The organism is Actinomycetospora sp. 2LY8.5, from assembly GCF_057180585.1.
The window spans coordinates 347,162-363,557 of the sequence record NZ_JBXUHE010000001.1 but is presented as its reverse complement, the minus strand read 5'-3'; the positions used below and the strand labels follow the sequence as shown (position 1 = coordinate 363,557).

The 16,396-nt window shown below is 75.5% G+C and carries 3 protein-coding genes; all 3 read left to right on the top strand.

The window, feature by feature from the left end; genetic code table 11:
• Positions 1-11: 11 nt before the first annotated feature.
• The 3 genes from AC2A1K_RS01625 (at position 12) to AC2A1K_RS01615 (ending at position 16,115) form a co-directional block, all read left to right on the top strand.
• On the top strand, positions 12-971 hold the full coding sequence (locus tag AC2A1K_RS01625; RefSeq protein ID WP_483894557.1) for an iron-siderophore ABC transporter substrate-binding protein: 960 nt from the start codon (positions 12-14) through the stop codon (positions 969-971).
• A 136-nt stretch (positions 972-1,107) separates the two neighbouring features.
• Positions 1,108-2,499 (top strand): lysine N(6)-hydroxylase/L-ornithine N(5)-oxygenase family protein, encoded by a 1,392-nt coding sequence (locus AC2A1K_RS01620; protein WP_483894556.1) that lies wholly within the window; start codon positions 1,108-1,110, stop codon positions 2,497-2,499.
• Positions 2,496-16,115: an amino acid adenylation domain-containing protein gene (locus AC2A1K_RS01615; protein ID WP_483894555.1), complete on the top strand. Its 13,620-nt coding sequence runs from the start codon at positions 2,496-2,498 to the stop codon at positions 16,113-16,115. Before AC2A1K_RS01620 ends, AC2A1K_RS01615 begins: the two co-directional genes overlap by 4 nt.
• Positions 16,116-16,396 lie beyond the last annotated feature (281 nt).

Sequence of the window (16,396 nt, the reverse complement as noted above, 5' to 3'; positions counted from 1 at the left end):
GGAGAGCAACGATGTCCCTCCGCGTGCCCGCACGCTTCGCCGCCGCCCTGGCCGCGGTCCTCGCCCTGCTGCTCGCGGGGTGCGGATCGGGCGGGGACGAGCCCGCGCAGGGCGCCGCAGCGCCCGGCTTCCCGGTCACCGTCCCGCACGCGTTCGGCCAGACCACGATCCCGGACCGTCCCGCGCGCGTCGTGACGGTCGGCTACAACGACGCCGACTTCGCGCTCGCCCTGGGCACCGTGCCGGTCGGCGTGCGCGACTTCATCGGCGCCTTCGACGAGACCACCCGCCCGTGGGCGCAGCAGCAGCTGGGCGGTCAGCAGCCCCAGCAGGTCGGCGGCAACGAGATCGACATCGAGAAGGTCGCCTCGCTGCAGCCCGACCTGATCCTCGGGGTCTACTCCTACATGGACCGCGCGACCTACGACCGCCTCTCGCAGATCGCGCCCACCGTGGCCGACCCGACCGAGGGCGTCGCCGCGCCGTGGCAGGAGCAGACCCGCATCACCGCCCGCGCCCTCGGCGTGCCCGAGCGCGGCGAGCAGGTCGTCGGTGACGTCGAGCGCCGGTTCGCCGACGCCCGCACCGCCAACCCGCAGTTCGCCGGCAAGGACATCGGCGTCGCGCTGGTCGCGTCCGGGGAGTTCAACATCCTCGGCCGGGACGACGCGCGCTCGCAGCTGTTCAGCGGGCTGGGCCTCGGGGTCGACCCGACCACCCAGACGCTGTCCAGCGAGCAGCTCGGTCAGCTGAACAAGCAGGGCATCGCGGTGCTCGGCGTGCCGCCGCAGGACGCGCTGTCCAACCCGGTGTTCGCCAACCTGCCGGCGGTGCGCGAAAACCGCGTCGCCTACGTCGGTGACGAGGCGTCGCCGGTGGCCGGTGCGCTGGGCTTCTCGAGCCCGCTGAGCCTGCCGTACGCGCTCGACCAGGTCACGCCGGAGCTGGCGCGGGTGTACGGCACCCCGTAGTCGGCTCCACCTCAGCGTGACCACAGCGTGACCACGCGGTCACGCTGTGGTGTGGCGTGGCTGACACGGTCGTCGCTGGGAAATCCCCTGTTTGGTTAGTCTTACCTAAGATCGAGTACGGACCTCGAGGAGAGCGATGACGCGCGAGTCGAGCCACCCCACCCCCGGGACCGCCGGGGGTGGTCCGGACACCCCTGGCACGCTGGATGTGCTGGGTGTGGGTTTCGGTCCGTCGAATCTGGCGTTGGCGTTGGCGGTGCAGGAGCACAACGAGCGGTCGCCGGAGTCGGCGCGGGTGTCGGCGTCGTTCGTGGAGCAGCAGGCGGCGTTCGGGTGGCATCGGGGGATGTTGCTCGAGGGCGCGACGATGCAGGTGTCGTTCTTGAAGGATCTCGTGACGATGCGGGATCCGACGAGTCCGCGGTCGTTCTTGAACTATCTGCAGGGTCAGGGGCGGTTGGCGGACTTCATCAACACGAAGACGATGTTTCCGTCGCGGGTGGAGTTCCACGATTATCTGGAGTGGTGCGCGGCGGACGTGCGGCATCTGGTGAGTTACGGGACGCGGGCGGTCGCGGTGCATCCGGTGGTGGGTCCGGGTGGTTCGGTTGATGAGCTCGAGGTGGTGTTGCGGGATGCGGCTGGTGCGGGCGTTCGGGCGGTGCGCACGCGGAATCTGATTCTGGCCACGGGGCTGGTGCCGTGGTTGCCGCCGGGTGTGGAGCGCGGTGAGCGCATCTGGCACAACAGCGAGCTGCTCCACCGGCTCAAGGCCGCCGACACCGAGGAGTCGGGTCCCCGGCGCTTCCTGGTCGTGGGTGCGGGCCAGAGCGCGGCCGAGACCACCGAGCACCTGCACCGCCGCTACCCGGACTCCGAGGTCCGCTCGGTGTTCTCGCGGTACGGCTACAGCCCCGCCGACGACACCTCGTTCGCCAACCGCATCTTCGACCCGGATGCCGTGGACCATTTCTACGAGGCGCCGGGCGAGGTCAAGCAGATGCTCATGGACTACCACGCGAACACGAACTACTCGGTGGTCGACCCGGAGCTGATCAACACCCTCTACGCCCGGGCGTACCAGGAGAAGGTCGCCGGGACGCAGCGCCTCCACGTGCACGGCGCGAGCCGGGTGGCGGCCATGCGCGACGCCGGCGCCGACATCGAGATCGACCTCGAGTTCCTGCCGACCGGCGAGCGGGAGACGGTGCGCACCGACGTCGTCGTCTACGCGACCGGCTACCGCCCGATCGACCCGACCTCGTTGCTCGGCGACGTCGGGGGATGGTGCCGGCGCACGGGCGACGGCGAGCTGCTGGTCGAGCGCGACTACCGCATCACCACCGCGGCGCCCCTGCGCGCCGGGGTCTACCTGCAGGGACCCACCGAGCACACCCACGGCATCAGCTCCACGCTGCTGTCGACCACGGCGGTGCGCGCCGGGGAGATCCTCGACTCGGTCGAGGCACGCCGGCCCGCGGGACTCGCTGCCGTGCAGCGCGTCTCGGCGGAGCCGGTGGGTTCGTGAGCACGCTCGACACCGTCCGCACCGCGACGCTCGGCGTGGGTCGGACGTGGCCGGACCGGTTCGCCGAGCAGGTCGCCGCCCGGGGCGACGCGATCGCGGTCGAGCTCGGCGACGCGTCGCTGACCTACACCGCGCTGGCCGACCGCGCCGCCCGGCTCGCTGCCGTGCTGCGTGAGCTCGGCGCCGGGCCGGAGCGGCTGGTCGGGCTCGCACTGCCGCGGTCGATCGACCAGGTCGTGGCGCAGGTCGCCGTGCTCTGCGCGGGTGCGGCGTACCTGCCCGTCGACCCCGACCAGCCCGAGGAGCGCATCCGCCTCGTCCTCGCCGACGCCGCGCCCACCGTGCTGCTCACGACCGGCGAGCTGCGCGACGGCCTCCCCGCGGAGTGGGCCGAGCGCGCACTCCTCCTCGAGGCCCTGGATCTCGACGGGGCGCAGCCCGCGCGGCTCGACCCCGGGATCCCGGTCACCAGCCTGGCCTACGTCATCTACACCTCGGGATCGACCGGGCGCCCCAAGGGCGTGCTCGTCACCCACGCCGGGGTCGACAAGCTCGTCGCCACCCAGACCGAACGCCTCGGGATCGGCGCCGACGACCGCATCCTCGGCTTCGCCTCACCCAGCTTCGACGTGGCGTTCTGGGAGCTGTGCCAGTCGCTGCTCTCCGGCGGGCGGCTGGTGATCGTGCCGCGCGAGCTGCGCGCACCCGTGCCCGAGCTCGCCGAGTACGCGCACGCCCACGGCGCGACGGTGCTGCTCCTGCCGCCCGTGCTGCTCGCGGCGCTGCCCGAGGGCGTCACGCTTCCCCCCGGCGTGCTGCTGGCCGGCACCGAGCGCGTGCCCCCCGAGCTGGTGGCCCGCTGGGGCCGCGACCACCGGATGTTCAACGCCTACGGCCCGACCGAGGCGACCGTCAACGCGACCCTCGGCGAGAGCCGGCCCGAGGCGCTCGACGGGACCTCGGTCCCGATCGGCGTGCCCGACCCGCTGACCACCGCACGCGTGCTCGACGAGGGCCTCGCCCCGGTGGCCGACGGGGTGCCCGGCGAGCTCTACCTCGGTGGCCCCGGCCTCGCCCGCGGCTACCTGGGGCGTCCCGGACTGTCCGCGGAGCGCTTCGTGGCCGACCCGTTCGGCGCGCCCGGCGACCGGCTCTACCGCACCGGCGACCTCGTCGTGCGCCGGGGTGGCGTCGACGGCGTGCTCGACTTCCTCGGCCGCACCGACGACCAGGTGCAGATCCGCGGCTTCCGGGTGGAGCCCGGCGAGGTCGAGTCGGAGATGCGCAACCACCCCGCGGTGGCGCAGGCGGCGGCCGTCGTCCGCGACGACCTGCCCGCCGGGCGCGGGCTGGTCGGCTACGTGGTGCCGAGCTCCGGTGAGGCCGGCGACGAGCGCGTCGACGAGTGGAAGGAGCTCCACGAGGTCCTCTACTCGGCGGCCGACGAGGACGCCGCCCTCTTCGACGACGGTTTCGCCGGGTGGAACTCGACCTACGACGGCTCCGACATCCCGCGCGAGCACATGCGCGTGTGGCGCGACGCCGTCGTCGACCGTATCCGCGCGCTGCCGGCCGGCCGGCGCGTGCTCGAGGTCGGCGTGGGCAGCGGGCTGCTGCTCACCGAGGTGGCGCCGGAGGTCGAGCACTACGTCGGCATCGACCTCTCCGCCGAGGGGATCGCCGCCCTGGCCCGCCGGGTCGGCGAGGACGCCGTGCTGCGCGAGCGCGTGGTGCTCGAGACCCGCCCGGCGCACGAGGTCGCCGGGGTCGCGGGCGCCCCGTTCGACGCGATCGTCGTCAACTCGGTGGCCCAGTACTTCCCGGACGCCGGGTACCTGCGCGCGGTGCTGCGCGACGCGGCCGGGCTGCTGGCGCCCGGCGGATCGGTGCTCGTCGGCGACGTCCGGCACGCGGGCCTGCTGCGCACCCTGCGCGCCGGGGTGGAGACGGCGCGGGACCCCGCCGCCGATCCTGCGGCGCTGCGGCGCGCGGTCGACGCCTCGGTCGCGTGGGAGCCCGAGCTGCTCGTGCACCCGGACTTCTTCCGCGAGGTCGCCGACGAGCTCGGGCTCGCGGCGGACGTGGAGCTCGAGCGCACCCCGTTCCACGACGAGCTCTCCCGCTACCGCTATCACGCGGTCCTCGGCCCCGATGTGAGCACTTTCCGGGCCTATGGCCCCGGAAAGTGCTCACATCGAAGCCTGACCTGGACCGGGTCGATCGACGAGGTGCGGGAGGCCCTGGCGACGTCGGACGCGGTGCGCCTGGTCGGCGTGCCGAACGCGCGACTGACCCCCGACCTCGAGGCGCTGGCGCGCATCGACGAGACCGCGCCGCCCGCCGGGCCGCCCGCCGACCCCGAGGACCTGATCGCGCTGGCACCCGGGTGCGCCCGGGCCACCTGGGATCCCGAGGACCCGACTCGCTTCGAGGTCCTCTACGGCGACGGCGGCCCGGTGTACCGCGGCGGCGGGCCCACGGGCACGACGAGGCCGGCGCCGTTCCGCGACGTCACCGCCGTCACCTCCGCGGTGCGGGAGCACCTGCGCGACCGGCTGCCCGAGCACCTCGTACCCGCGGCGGTCGTCGCGGTCCCGGAGCTCCCGACGCTGCCCAGCGGCAAGCTCGACCGCAGCGCGCTCCCGGCGCCCGACCTCGCCGCCGAGGTCGAGGGCACCGCGCCGCGCACGCCGCGCGAGGAGCTGCTCGCGGCGCTGTTCGCCGAGCTGCTCGGCATCCCGGGTATCGGCGTGCACGACGACTTCTTCGCCGTCGGCGGCGACAGCGTGCTGTCGGTCTCGCTCGTCGTGCGGGCGCGCGCCGCGGGGCTGGAGATCACGCCGCGGCAGATCTTCACGCACCGGACGGTGGCCGCGCTGGCTCCCGAAGCGGTCGCCCGCGAGGACGCGGCCGAGGACGCCGCCGAGGACGCCGCGATGTCGGTCGAGCTCGACGACACCGCTCGCGCGGCGCTCGGGGACGACCACGACGAGGTCTGGCCGGTCTCGGCGCTGCAGGAGGGCTTCTTCGTCCACGCGGCGCTCTCGGACGTCTACACCGTCCAGGAGGTCGTGCGCCTGCGCGGCCCCGTCGACGCCGGCGCCTGGCGGGCGGCGGTGCAGCGGCTCGTCGCGCGCCACCCCCAGCTGCGCGCGGGCTTCGCGCAGCGCGCCGACGGCCGGGTGGTCCAGGCGATCGCGACCTCGGTCGAGGTGCCCTGGCGCGAGGTCGACCTGCGCGATCTCGACACGCCCGGCACCCAGAGCGCGCTGGACGACGTCGTCGTCGCCGAGCGCGCCGAGCGCTTCGACCTCGCCGCGCCCCCGTTGATCCGCGCCGCACTGGTGCACACCGGCCCGGATCCGCGGCAGTCAGGGGAGGACCCCGAGAGGGGAGCCGGACCCGTCGAAGACGAGAACGCCGCGCTCGTGCTGACCTTCGAGCACATCGTGCTCGACGGCTGGTCGGTCGCGGTGGTGGTACGGGAGCTGCTGGAGCAGACGGGAGACACGCACCGCGACGTCGACGCGAGCACCCACCGCGCCCGCTACGCGCGTCTCCCGGACCAGTCCGCCGACCTCGCCGCCTGGCGCGAGGCCCTCGCCGGCCTCGACGGGCCCACCCGCCTGCTCGAGGCGCTCGCCCCCGACGCCGCGGTCGGCGGCCCCGAGCCCGAACGCGCGCCTCGGCACCACCAGCGTCACCTCGGCGTCGACGAGGAGACCACCAGCCGGCTGGTCGCCGCGGCCCGGCGCCGTGGCCTGACCCTCGGCACCGTGCTGCACGGCGCCTGGGCGCTGACGGTCGGGCGCCTCACCGGCCGCCGCGACGTCCTCGTCGGCAGCACCGTCTCGGGACGCGACGGCGTGCTGCCCGGCATCGAGGACGCGGTCGGGCTGTTCATCAACACGGTCCCGGTCCGCCTGCGCTGGGCGCCGGCGGAGACGGCCGCCGACGCCCTCGACGCCCTGCAGACCCACCGCACCGAGCTGCTCGACCACGACGGCGTCGCGCTCGCGGCGCTGCAGCGCGAGCTCGGCCACGGGGAGCTGTTCGACTCGCTCGTGGTGGTCGAGAACTACCCGCAGGCCGCAGGACGCGACGCGGAGCGGGGCCGGACCGTTGAGTCCGGCGACCGCCCGGTCACCGTCGAGGCCGTCGACGTCGTCGACGCCGTGCACTACCCGGTCGCGCTCATCGCGGCCGTCGGCCCGCGCCTCGACCTCACCGTGAAGCACGACCCCACGCGCGTGGACGCCGCGGCGGCCGAGCTCGTCGTCGCGCAGCTGCGCCGCACCCTCGAGTGCCTCGCCACCGACCTCGAGACGCCGGTCGCGTCGATCCCGCTGCGCGACGCGCCGCCGCACCACCCCGACACCGCGCACGCCGTCGAGCCCACGACGCTGACCGACCGGATCGCCGCCCAGGCCGCGGCGACGCCGGACGCGGTCGCGGTGGTCGGCGAGGACGCCACGCTGACGTACGCCGAGCTGGCCGGGCGCGCCGCCGGGCTGGCCGCGCAGCTCACCGGAACGGGTCCCGTCGTCGGCCCCGTCGGCGTCGCCGTCCCGCGGTCGGCGGATCTCGTCGTCGCGCTCGCCGGCGTGCTGCACGCGGGGCGGGCCTACGTGCCGCTCGACCTCGACCTGCCCCGCGAGCGGCTCGCGGCGGTGATCGCGGACGCCGGCGTCGACGTCGTCGTGACCACCGGCGCGACCGCGCTCCCCGACGGACCGCGACGGATCCACGTCGAGGACACCGGCACCGCCGACACGCCACCGGTCCCGGTCGACCCCGACGCCGCCGCCTACGTGATCTTCACGTCGGGCTCGACCGGGCGCCCGAAGGGCGTGGTCGTGAGCCACCGCGCGATCGTCAACCGGCTGGCATGGACCCAGGACACCTACGGGCTCACCCCGGACGACCGCGTGCTGCAGAAGACGCCGGTCGGCTTCGACGTCAGCGTCTGGGAGTTCTTCTGGCCGCTCGTCACCGGGGCGGCGATCGTCGTCGCGCGCCCGGGCGGGCACCGCGACCCGGCCTACCTCGCGAAGCTCGTCGCCGAGGGCGGCGTGACGACGATGCACTTCGTCCCGTCGATGCTCGAGGCGTTCCTCGCCGCGGACGAGGTCACCGAGGACGCGTCGTGGTCCACGACGCTGCGCCGTGTCCTCGCGAGCGGCGAGGCCCTGCCCGCCGGTGCCGCGGCCCGCTGGAGGGCGCTCACCGGGGTCCCGCTGCACAATCTCTACGGGCCGACCGAGGCGGCCGTCGACGTCACGTACCACCCGGTGAGCGAGGCCGACACGCTCCGGGTGCCGATCGGTGCGCCGGTGTGGAACACCACGCTGCACGTCCTCGACGGGTGCCTCGCCCCGGTGCCCGACGGGGTGCCCGGCGAGCTCTACCTCGCCGGCGTCCAGCTCGCCCGCGGCTACACCGGGCGGCCGGGCCTCACGGCCGAGCGCTTCGTCGCCGACCCCTTCGGTGCTCCCGGCGACCGGCTCTACCGCACCGGCGACCTCGTGCGCCGACGGCCCGACGGCGAGCTCGAGTACCTCGGGCGCACCGACGAACAGATCAAGATTCGGGGCCAGCGCATCGAGCCGGGCGAGGTCGAGGCCGCGCTCGCCGCGCAGGCCGGCGTCGTCCGGGCCGCCGTGACGGTGCGGCGCGACGGGCCCTCGCCCGCGCTGGTCGGCTACGTGGTGGGGGACGTCGACACGGACGCCGTGCGCGCGAACCTCGCCGCAGAGCTGCCCGAGGCCATGGTGCCCGTCGCGGTCGTGGCCCTCGACGCGCTGCCCGTGACCGCCAGCGGCAAGCTCGACCGCAAGGCCCTTCCGGCCCCCGAGCTCGCCGCGGGCCCGGCCCGCGAGCCCGCGACGGAGGCCGAGCGGGTCCTCTGCGCGATCTTCGCCGAGGTCCTGGGCCGCGAGACGTGCGGTCCCGACGACGACTGGTTCGCCCTGGGCGGCGACTCGATCTCCGCGATCGGCGTGGCGAGCCGGGCACGCCGCGCCGGCTTGGCCGTCGGGCCCGCCGAGGTGTTCGCCGGTCGCAGCCCCGCGGGTGTCGCGGCGCGGGTGCCCGACACCGCCGCCGACGCCGACCGCGTCGAGGACCTGCCCGCTCCCGTGGCGCCGGACGCGATCACGACGGACGTCGACGTCGCCGAGGTCTGGCCCCTCTCGCCGCTGCAGGAGGGCCTGTTCTTCCACGCCGGGCTCGACGGCGGCTCGGACGGCAGTGGGGACGTCTACCGCATCCAGGAGACCGTCGACCTCGACCACCGCCTCGACGAGGAGCGCCTGCGCGGCGCGGTGGCGACGCTGCTCGCCCGCCACGACGCCCTGCGCGCCGGCTTCACCAGCGAGGGGCTCGAGGAGCCGGTGCAGTTCGTCGCCGCGGCGCTCGAGCCGCCGGTGCGCGTGGTCGACGCGCCCGACGCGGACGCGGTGGCCGCCGCGACCGCCGACGACCGCGCCGCCGGCTTCGACCTCGCGTCGCCGCCGCTGTTCCGCGTCGTGCTGGTCCGCGGCCCGGAGACCGACCGCGTTCTGATCTCCCGGCACCTGCTGCTGTGGGACGGCTGGTCGGCGTGGACGGTGCTCGCGCAGCTGCTCGGCGCCTACGCCGGGGACGAGCTCGAGCCCGCCGGCACCTACCGCGACCACCTCGCCTGGCTCGCCGCCCAGGACACCGACGCCGCGATGGAGGCCTGGCGCACCGCGCTCGCCGGGCTCGAGGAGCCCACGCTCGTGGGCCCGGACACGCCGGAACCGCTGCGCGAACGGGACGTCGAGCTCGACGCCGACGTCACCGCGCGCCTGCGGGAGCTGACCCGCGAGCGCGGGATCACCGCGCACACCGTGCTGTCGACGGTGTGGGGGCTCGTGCTCGCCGCGGCCACCGGGCGCACCGACGTCGTGCTCGGCACCACGGTCGCCGGGCGCCCGGACGCCGTGCCCCACGTGGAGACGACCGTCGGCCTGTTCCTCACCACGGTGCCGACCCGCCTCGTGCTCGACGGCGCGGAGCCGGCCGGCGCGCTGCTGGCGCGGGTGCAGCAGGAGCGTCTCGGGCTGCTCGCGCACGAATGGGTCGGGCTCGGCGCGATCCAGCGCGCCGCCGGGCAGCGGACGCTGTTCGACACGTTGTTCGTCTACCGCCCCGAGGGCGGCGAGGAGCGCATCGCCGACCTCTCGGAACGTCACGGCGTCACGGCCCTGCGCAACGACGACGCCACGCACTACCCGCTGACGTTCATCGTCACCCCGGGCGAGCGGATGCGGCTCACGCTGGCCCACACGCTCCCCGACGACGACGCGCAGGCGTGGCTCGACCGCTTCAGGACCCTGCTCGACCAGGTCCTCGCCGGTCCCGACACCGCGGTCTCCGCGCTCGACCCGCTGCTGCCCGCGGAGCGCGAGGCCGTCGTGAGCGGTCGCGACGGGGCGCCGGTCGACCTCGGGAACGTGACCGTCGCCGACATGCTCGCCGAGCGCGCGGCGCTGGTGCCCGACGACCTGGCGCTCGTGTCCGGGGAGGTCGCGCTGACCTACCGCGAGCTCGACGCCGCGATCGACCGCACCGCGCGCCTGCTGCGCACGCGCGGGGCCGGGCCCGAGACGGTCGTCGCGCTCGCCGTCCCGCGGTCCGTCGAGACGGTCGTCGCGCTGTTCGCGGTGCTCCGGACTGGCGCGGCCTACCTGCCGCTCGAGCTCGACCACCCCGCCGAGCGGCTGCAGGAGACCCTCGCCGACGCCGAGCCGGTCGCGCTCGTGACGGTCGCGCGGGTGGCCGAGAAGTTCACCGGCGTGGGCGGGCCGGGGATGTCCAGGGTCGTGCTCGACGACCCGGCGGTCGCCGCCGAGCGCGACGCGCTGCCGGCCGGGCCCCTCGACGACGCCGAGCTGGGCGACTTCGCGCGCGACCGGGCCGACCGCCTCGACCGCCCCGCCTATCTGATCTACACGTCGGGCTCGACCGGCAGGCCGAAGGGCGTCGTCACCCCGTTCCGCGGGCTGACGAACATGCAGATCAACCACCGCACCGAGATCTTCGACCCGGTGGTGGCGGCGGCCGGGGGCCGCCGGTTGCGGATCGCGCACACCGTCTCGTTCGCCTTCGACATGTCGTGGGAGGAGCTGCTCTGGCTCGTCGAGGGCCACGAGGTGCACGTCCTCGACGAGGAGCTGCGCCGCGACGCGACCCGGCTCGTAGCGCACGCCGCCCGGCACGCCGTCGACGTCGTCAACGTGACCCCGACCTACGCCGAAGCGCTGATCGAGGAGGGGCTGCTCGCCGAGCGCGGCATGCCGCTGGTGCTGCTCGGCGGCGAGGCCGTGTCGGACACGGTGTGGTCGACGCTCCGGGACACCGACGGGACGCTGGGCTACAACCTCTACGGGCCGACCGAGTACACGATCAACACGCTCGGCGGTGGCACCGCGGACAGCGCCACGCCGACGGTCGGGCGCCCGATCACCAACACCCGCGCGCACGTGCTCGACGGGTGGCTGCGCCCGGTGCCCGACGGCGTCCCGGGCGAGCTCTACATCGCCGGCACCGGCCTGGCCCGCGGCTACTGGCGCCGCGCCGGGCTCACCGCCGAGCGCTTCGTCGCCGACCCCACCGACCCGGCCGGCGGGCGCATGTACCGCACGGGCGACCTCGTGCGGCGGCGCCCGGGCAGCGGTGGCGTTCTCGACTTCCTGGGCCGCACCGACGACCAGGTCAAGATCCGCGGGCACCGCGTGGAGCCGGGCGAGGTCGCCGCGGCGCTCACCGCGCACGACGCGGTGGCGCGCGCGGCGGTCGTCGCCGACCGCTCGGGGCCGGGCGGATCGGCGCGGTTGATCGGGTACGTGGTGCCGGCGGGTGCACCGGACCTGGCGGCTGTCCGGGACGACCTGCGGTCCCGGCTGCCCGACCACCTCGTCCCGGCCGCGCTCGTCGAGGTCGACACGCTGCCGCTGACCGTCAACGGCAAGCTCGACACCGGCGCGCTCCCGACGCCCGACCTGTCCCCGGCCGGCGGCGGGCGCCCGCCCGCGACGGAGGCCGAGGAGACCCTGTGCGGGATCTTCGCGGCGGTGCTCGACGTCCCGCGCGTCGGTCCCGAGGACGACTTCTTCGACCTCGGCGGGCACTCGCTGATCGCCACGCGCCTGCTCTCGCGCGTGCGCACCGCGCTCGGCGCCGACGTCGCCCTGCGCGACCTGTTCGACGCGCCGACCCCGGCCGCGCTCGCCGGGCGGGCGGGCTCCCGCGCGCCGGTCGAGCCCCGGCCCGAGCTCGCGCCGCGGGAGCGACCGGGGGCGCTGCCGCTGTCGGCCGCCCAGCAGCGGCTGTGGATGCTGGCGCAGCTCGACGAGGCGGGCTCCGCGAACAGCGCCTACCACTACCCGATCGTGCTGCGGGTACGTCCCGACGGTGAGCACCTCGATCTGGACGCGCTGGCCGCCGCGATCGACGATGTCGTCGCCCGCCACGAGCCGCTGCGCACGCTGATCGACGGTGCGACCCAGCGGGTGCTCGCCGAGGCGCGGGTGCCGCTGACGCGGGCGTCGGCGCAGACCGAGGACGAGGCCGCGGAGATCGTCGCGGCCGAGATCGCGCGCCCGTTCGATCTGACCCGGCGGCCCCCGCTGCGGGCGACCGTGATCGAGCGGGGCGGTGATCTCGAGGGTGGGGAGCACCTGCTCGTCCTCGTCCTGCACCACATCGCGACCGACGAGTGGTCCGACGGGCCGCTGTTCGCCGACCTCGCCGCGGCCTACACGGCCCGGCGCGACGGGCACGCGCCGGACTTCACCCCGCTGCCGGTGACCTACGGCGACTACGCGCTCTGGCAGGCGGAGCTGCTCGGGGACGGGTCGCCCGAGGCCGCGCGCCAGCTCGCGTTCTGGGCCGACGCGCTCGCCGGCGCGCCCGACGAGCTGGAGCTGCCCACCGACCGTCCGCGTCCGGCGACGCCCAGCTTCACCGGCGGCACGGTCGCGCTGCCGCTCGCCCCCGACGTCGCCGACGGGCTGCGGGGCCTCGCCCGCGACCGCGGCGCCAGCACGTTCATGGTGCTGCAGGCCGCCGTGGCGGTGCTGCTCGCACGCCTCGGTGCCGGCGACGACGTCCCGCTCGGCGCGCCGGTCGCCGGGCGGACCGACCCGCGCCTCGACGATCTCGTCGGCTTCTTCGTCAACACCGTCGTGCTGCGCACCGACCTGTCCGGCGCGCCGTCGTTCGGCGAGGTCGTGGACCGGGTCCGCGCGGTCGACCTCGCCGCGTTCGCGCACGCCGACGTGCCGTTCGAGACGGTGGTCGAGCACCTCGACCCGCCGCGCGTGCTCGCCCGCACTCCGCTGTTCGGTGTGATGGTCGGGCACCACGTCCGCTCGGGGGCGCCGTTGTCGCTGCCGGGGCTCGCGGTCACCGAGGACGACGTCACCGGCACCACGGCGAAGTTCGACCTGGTGTTCTCGTTCGTGGAGGGCTCCGACGACGGGACGTTGACCCTCCATCTCGAGTACGCCGCCGACCTCTACGACCGGGCGTCGGCCGAGCGGTTGGCGGAGCGGTTCGCGCAGGTCGCGGGCGCGGTCGTCGCCACTCCCGACGCTCCGGTCGCCGAGGTCGACGTCCTCACCGACGACGAGCGAGCCGTGCTCAGGGCCGTCGAGGGCCGGCCGGACGCCCGCGCGGTGCACGAGGAGACGCTGATCGGGTCGTTCGAGCGGCACGCCGACGCGACCCCGCACGCGGTGGCCGTCGCCGACGCCGAGCGCGAGGTGACCTACGCCGAGCTGGACGCGCTCGCGGAGGGCGTCGCCGACCGGCTCGACGGCGTCGGGCCCGAGGACGTCGTGGCGGTCGCGGTGCCGCGGTCGGTGACGATGGTGGCCGCCGTGCTCGGGGTGCTGAAGCGCGGCGGCGCGTGGCTGCCGCTGGACCTCGCGCACCCGGCGGAGCGCCTCGCACACATGCTCGCCGACTCCGGGGCGGCGCGGGTCGTCGTCACGCCGGAGACGGCTCGCCGGGTGCCGGACGGGCCGGCGCCGGTGGTGCTGGAGTCGCCGACCCCGGCGCCGCGGCGCGCACGGCCGCGTCCGGACAGCCTCGACGCCGCCGCCTACGTGCTCTACACGTCGGGCTCGACGGGCCGGCCCAAGGGCGTGGTCGTGCCGCACGAGGGGATCGGCAGCCTCGCCGCGACCGCCGTCGACCGCATCGGTGTCAGCGCGGACTCGCGTGTCCTGCAGTTCGCGTCGGTCGGGTTCGACGTCGCCGCGTTCGAGCTGACGATGGCGCTGGCCGTCGGCGGGCGCCTGGAGATCCTGCCCGAAGAGGCCCGGGTCGCCGGGCCGCCGCTGACCGACTTCCTCCACGAGCGGCGGATCACCCACGCCGTGCTGCCGCCGTCGCTGGCGGCCGCGCTGCCCGAGGACTGCGTCATCCCCGACGGCACGACGGTGCTGGTGGGCACCGAGACCGTGCCGCCCGACCTCGTCGCGCGGTGGGCCGACCGGCTGCACATGATCGTCGCCTACGGCCTGACCGAGGCGACCGTGAACTCCACGCTGTGGCCCACGCGCACCGACTGGGCGGGACCGCTGCCGATCGGCGAGCCCGACCCCAACACGGTGGTGCGCGTGCTCGGGCCGCGCCTCGAGCCGCTGGCGCCCGGCGTCGTCGGCGACCTCTGGGTCGGCGGGCGCGGGCTCGCGCGCGGCTACGTCGGGCGTCCGGACCTCACCGCCGAGCGGTTCGTGGCCGACCCCTACGGGGCTCCCGGTGCGCGGATCTACCGCACGGGCGACCGTGCGCGGTGGCGTCCGGACCCGGAGGCCTCGGCAGGCTGGGTGCTCGACTTCCTCGGCCGGGACGACGACCAGGTCAAGATCCGGGGCGTGCGGATCGAGCCCGGCGAGGTCGCCGCGGCGCTGTCCGAGCACCCCGGGGTGCAGCAGGCCGTCGCGGTGGCCGACCGGGACGGGGACCTCGCGCGCCTGGTGGGCTACGTGAGCCCGGTCGACGGTGCTGTGGACGTCGAGGACGTGCGTGCGGCAGCGGCCGCGCGGTTGCCCGAGCACATGGTCCCCTCGCTCGTCGTGGCGCTGGACGGGCCGATGCCGCTGACGCCGAACGGCAAGGTCGACCGCCGGGCGCTGCCGGCGCCGGACTGGTCGGCGCTGGTGTCGTCGGCCGCGCCGAGCACGCCCGAGGAGGAACGACTCGCGGCGATCGTCGCCGAGGTGCTGCGGCTCGACCGGGTCGGGGTCGACGACGACTTCTTCGCCCTCGGCGGGCACTCGATGGCCGCGATGCGCCTGGTCTCCGGGGTGCGCGAGGCGCTGGGCGTCGAGCTGGTGGTGCGCGACGTCTTCGAGGCGCCGACCGTCGCCGCACTGGCCACCCGACTCGCCGCCGCGCCGCGCGCCCGACCCCGCCCGACGCCGAGCGGTCCGCCGGGGGACGAGGAGCCGCTCGGCCCCGGGCAGCGCCGCCTGCTCGCCGACGGCACGCGCCGGCGCCCGGACCACGCCCTGGTGCTGGAGGGGCCGTTCGACCGGGACGCGCTCGCGGCGGCGGTCGACGACGTCGTCGCGCGCCACGAGCCGCTGCGGACGACGGTGGGGTCGTCGCGCCGCGTCCTCGCCGCCGGACCGGAGCTGACCGACCGGACCGGCGCGCTCGAGGACCTCGCCCGCGAGCCCTTCGACCTCGCCGCCGAGCCGGCGTTCCGGGCGCACCTGGTCGACGGTCGCCTGCTGCTGGTGCTCGGCTACACCGCCGTGGACGAGTGGTCGGTGGTGCCGCTGCTGCGCGACCTGTCGTCGGCGTACGCGGCCCGGCGTGCGGGCTCGGAGCCCGCGTGGACGCCGCTGCCGGTGTCGTACACCGACTATGCGCGCTGGGCGCGGGCGCTGCCGGCGCGGCCGGCGGCGGAGCGCGCGGACCTCGACGGGCTGCCGACGACGCTGTTCTCCTCCTCGGGCGTGCGCGGTGAGGCGTCCGTGATCGCCGTGGAGCTGGGCGCCGAACGCCGGCTCGCGCTCGACCGGCTCGCGCGGCGCACCCGTACGAGCCTGCTCATGGTGCTACAGGCCGCGCTCGCGTCGGCGCTGACCGCCGAGGGCGCGGGCGAGGACCTGCCGCTGGTGACCATGAACGCGGGCCGGGTCGACGCCGCCCTCGACGACCTCGTGGGCTCGGTCGCCGACCTCATCGTCGTGCGCACCGACACCTCGGGGGGCCCGTCGCCCGACGAGCTGCTCGACCGGGTGCGACGCGCCGACCTCGCGGCGTTCGCCCACGACACGGCGTTCGCCGACGTCGCCGCGCACACCGGGCTCACCCGGCCACCGGTGGCACTCGTGCACCACGAGGACGCGGCGCTCGCGGGGGAGCAGGCGGTGCTCGGGGCGCTCGACGCCGTGCGCACCGGGGCGTCGTTCGCGGACCTTACCCTCGCGTTCTACGAGACCGCGCCGGGCCGGCCGATGGCGATCGAGATGATCCACGACCCCGCGGCCGTGGACGACGCCACCGCGCGCCGCATCCTCGACCGGGTGCTGACCTTCGGGACCGAACCGCCCGATCCGTCGGCCGGATGACGGACGACCGCGGCGACCCGCCGGTGGATGCCGGTCTCGGTGTCGAGCTCGAGCTTGTCGACGATGGCGTGATGTGCTTCTCGGTCGCGCTGAGCGAGAGGTGGAGCTCCGCGGCGATCGACCCGTTCGCGTGCCCCTCGGCCGATGGTGGGCGCGGCGGCAAGGGCGGTCGATCTGGCGACGGTGCCGCCGGGCCAGCGGTGGTTCGGCCCGGTGTACCTCCGGAAACCGATCGGAGGCCACGGCGGTGTCCCGCACCAGCCCCTTCTCAGAAGGGTGGT

What these genes read in the sequence shown, in the direction of transcription:
- AC2A1K_RS01625 (WP_483894557.1), top strand. Translation starts at nt 12, where the DNA reads ATGTCCCTCCGCGTGCCCGCACGCTTCGCCGCCGCCCTGGCCGCGGTC.
- AC2A1K_RS01620 (WP_483894556.1), top strand. Translation starts at nt 1,108, where the DNA reads ATGACGCGCGAGTCGAGCCACCCCACCCCCGGGACCGCCGGGGGTGGT.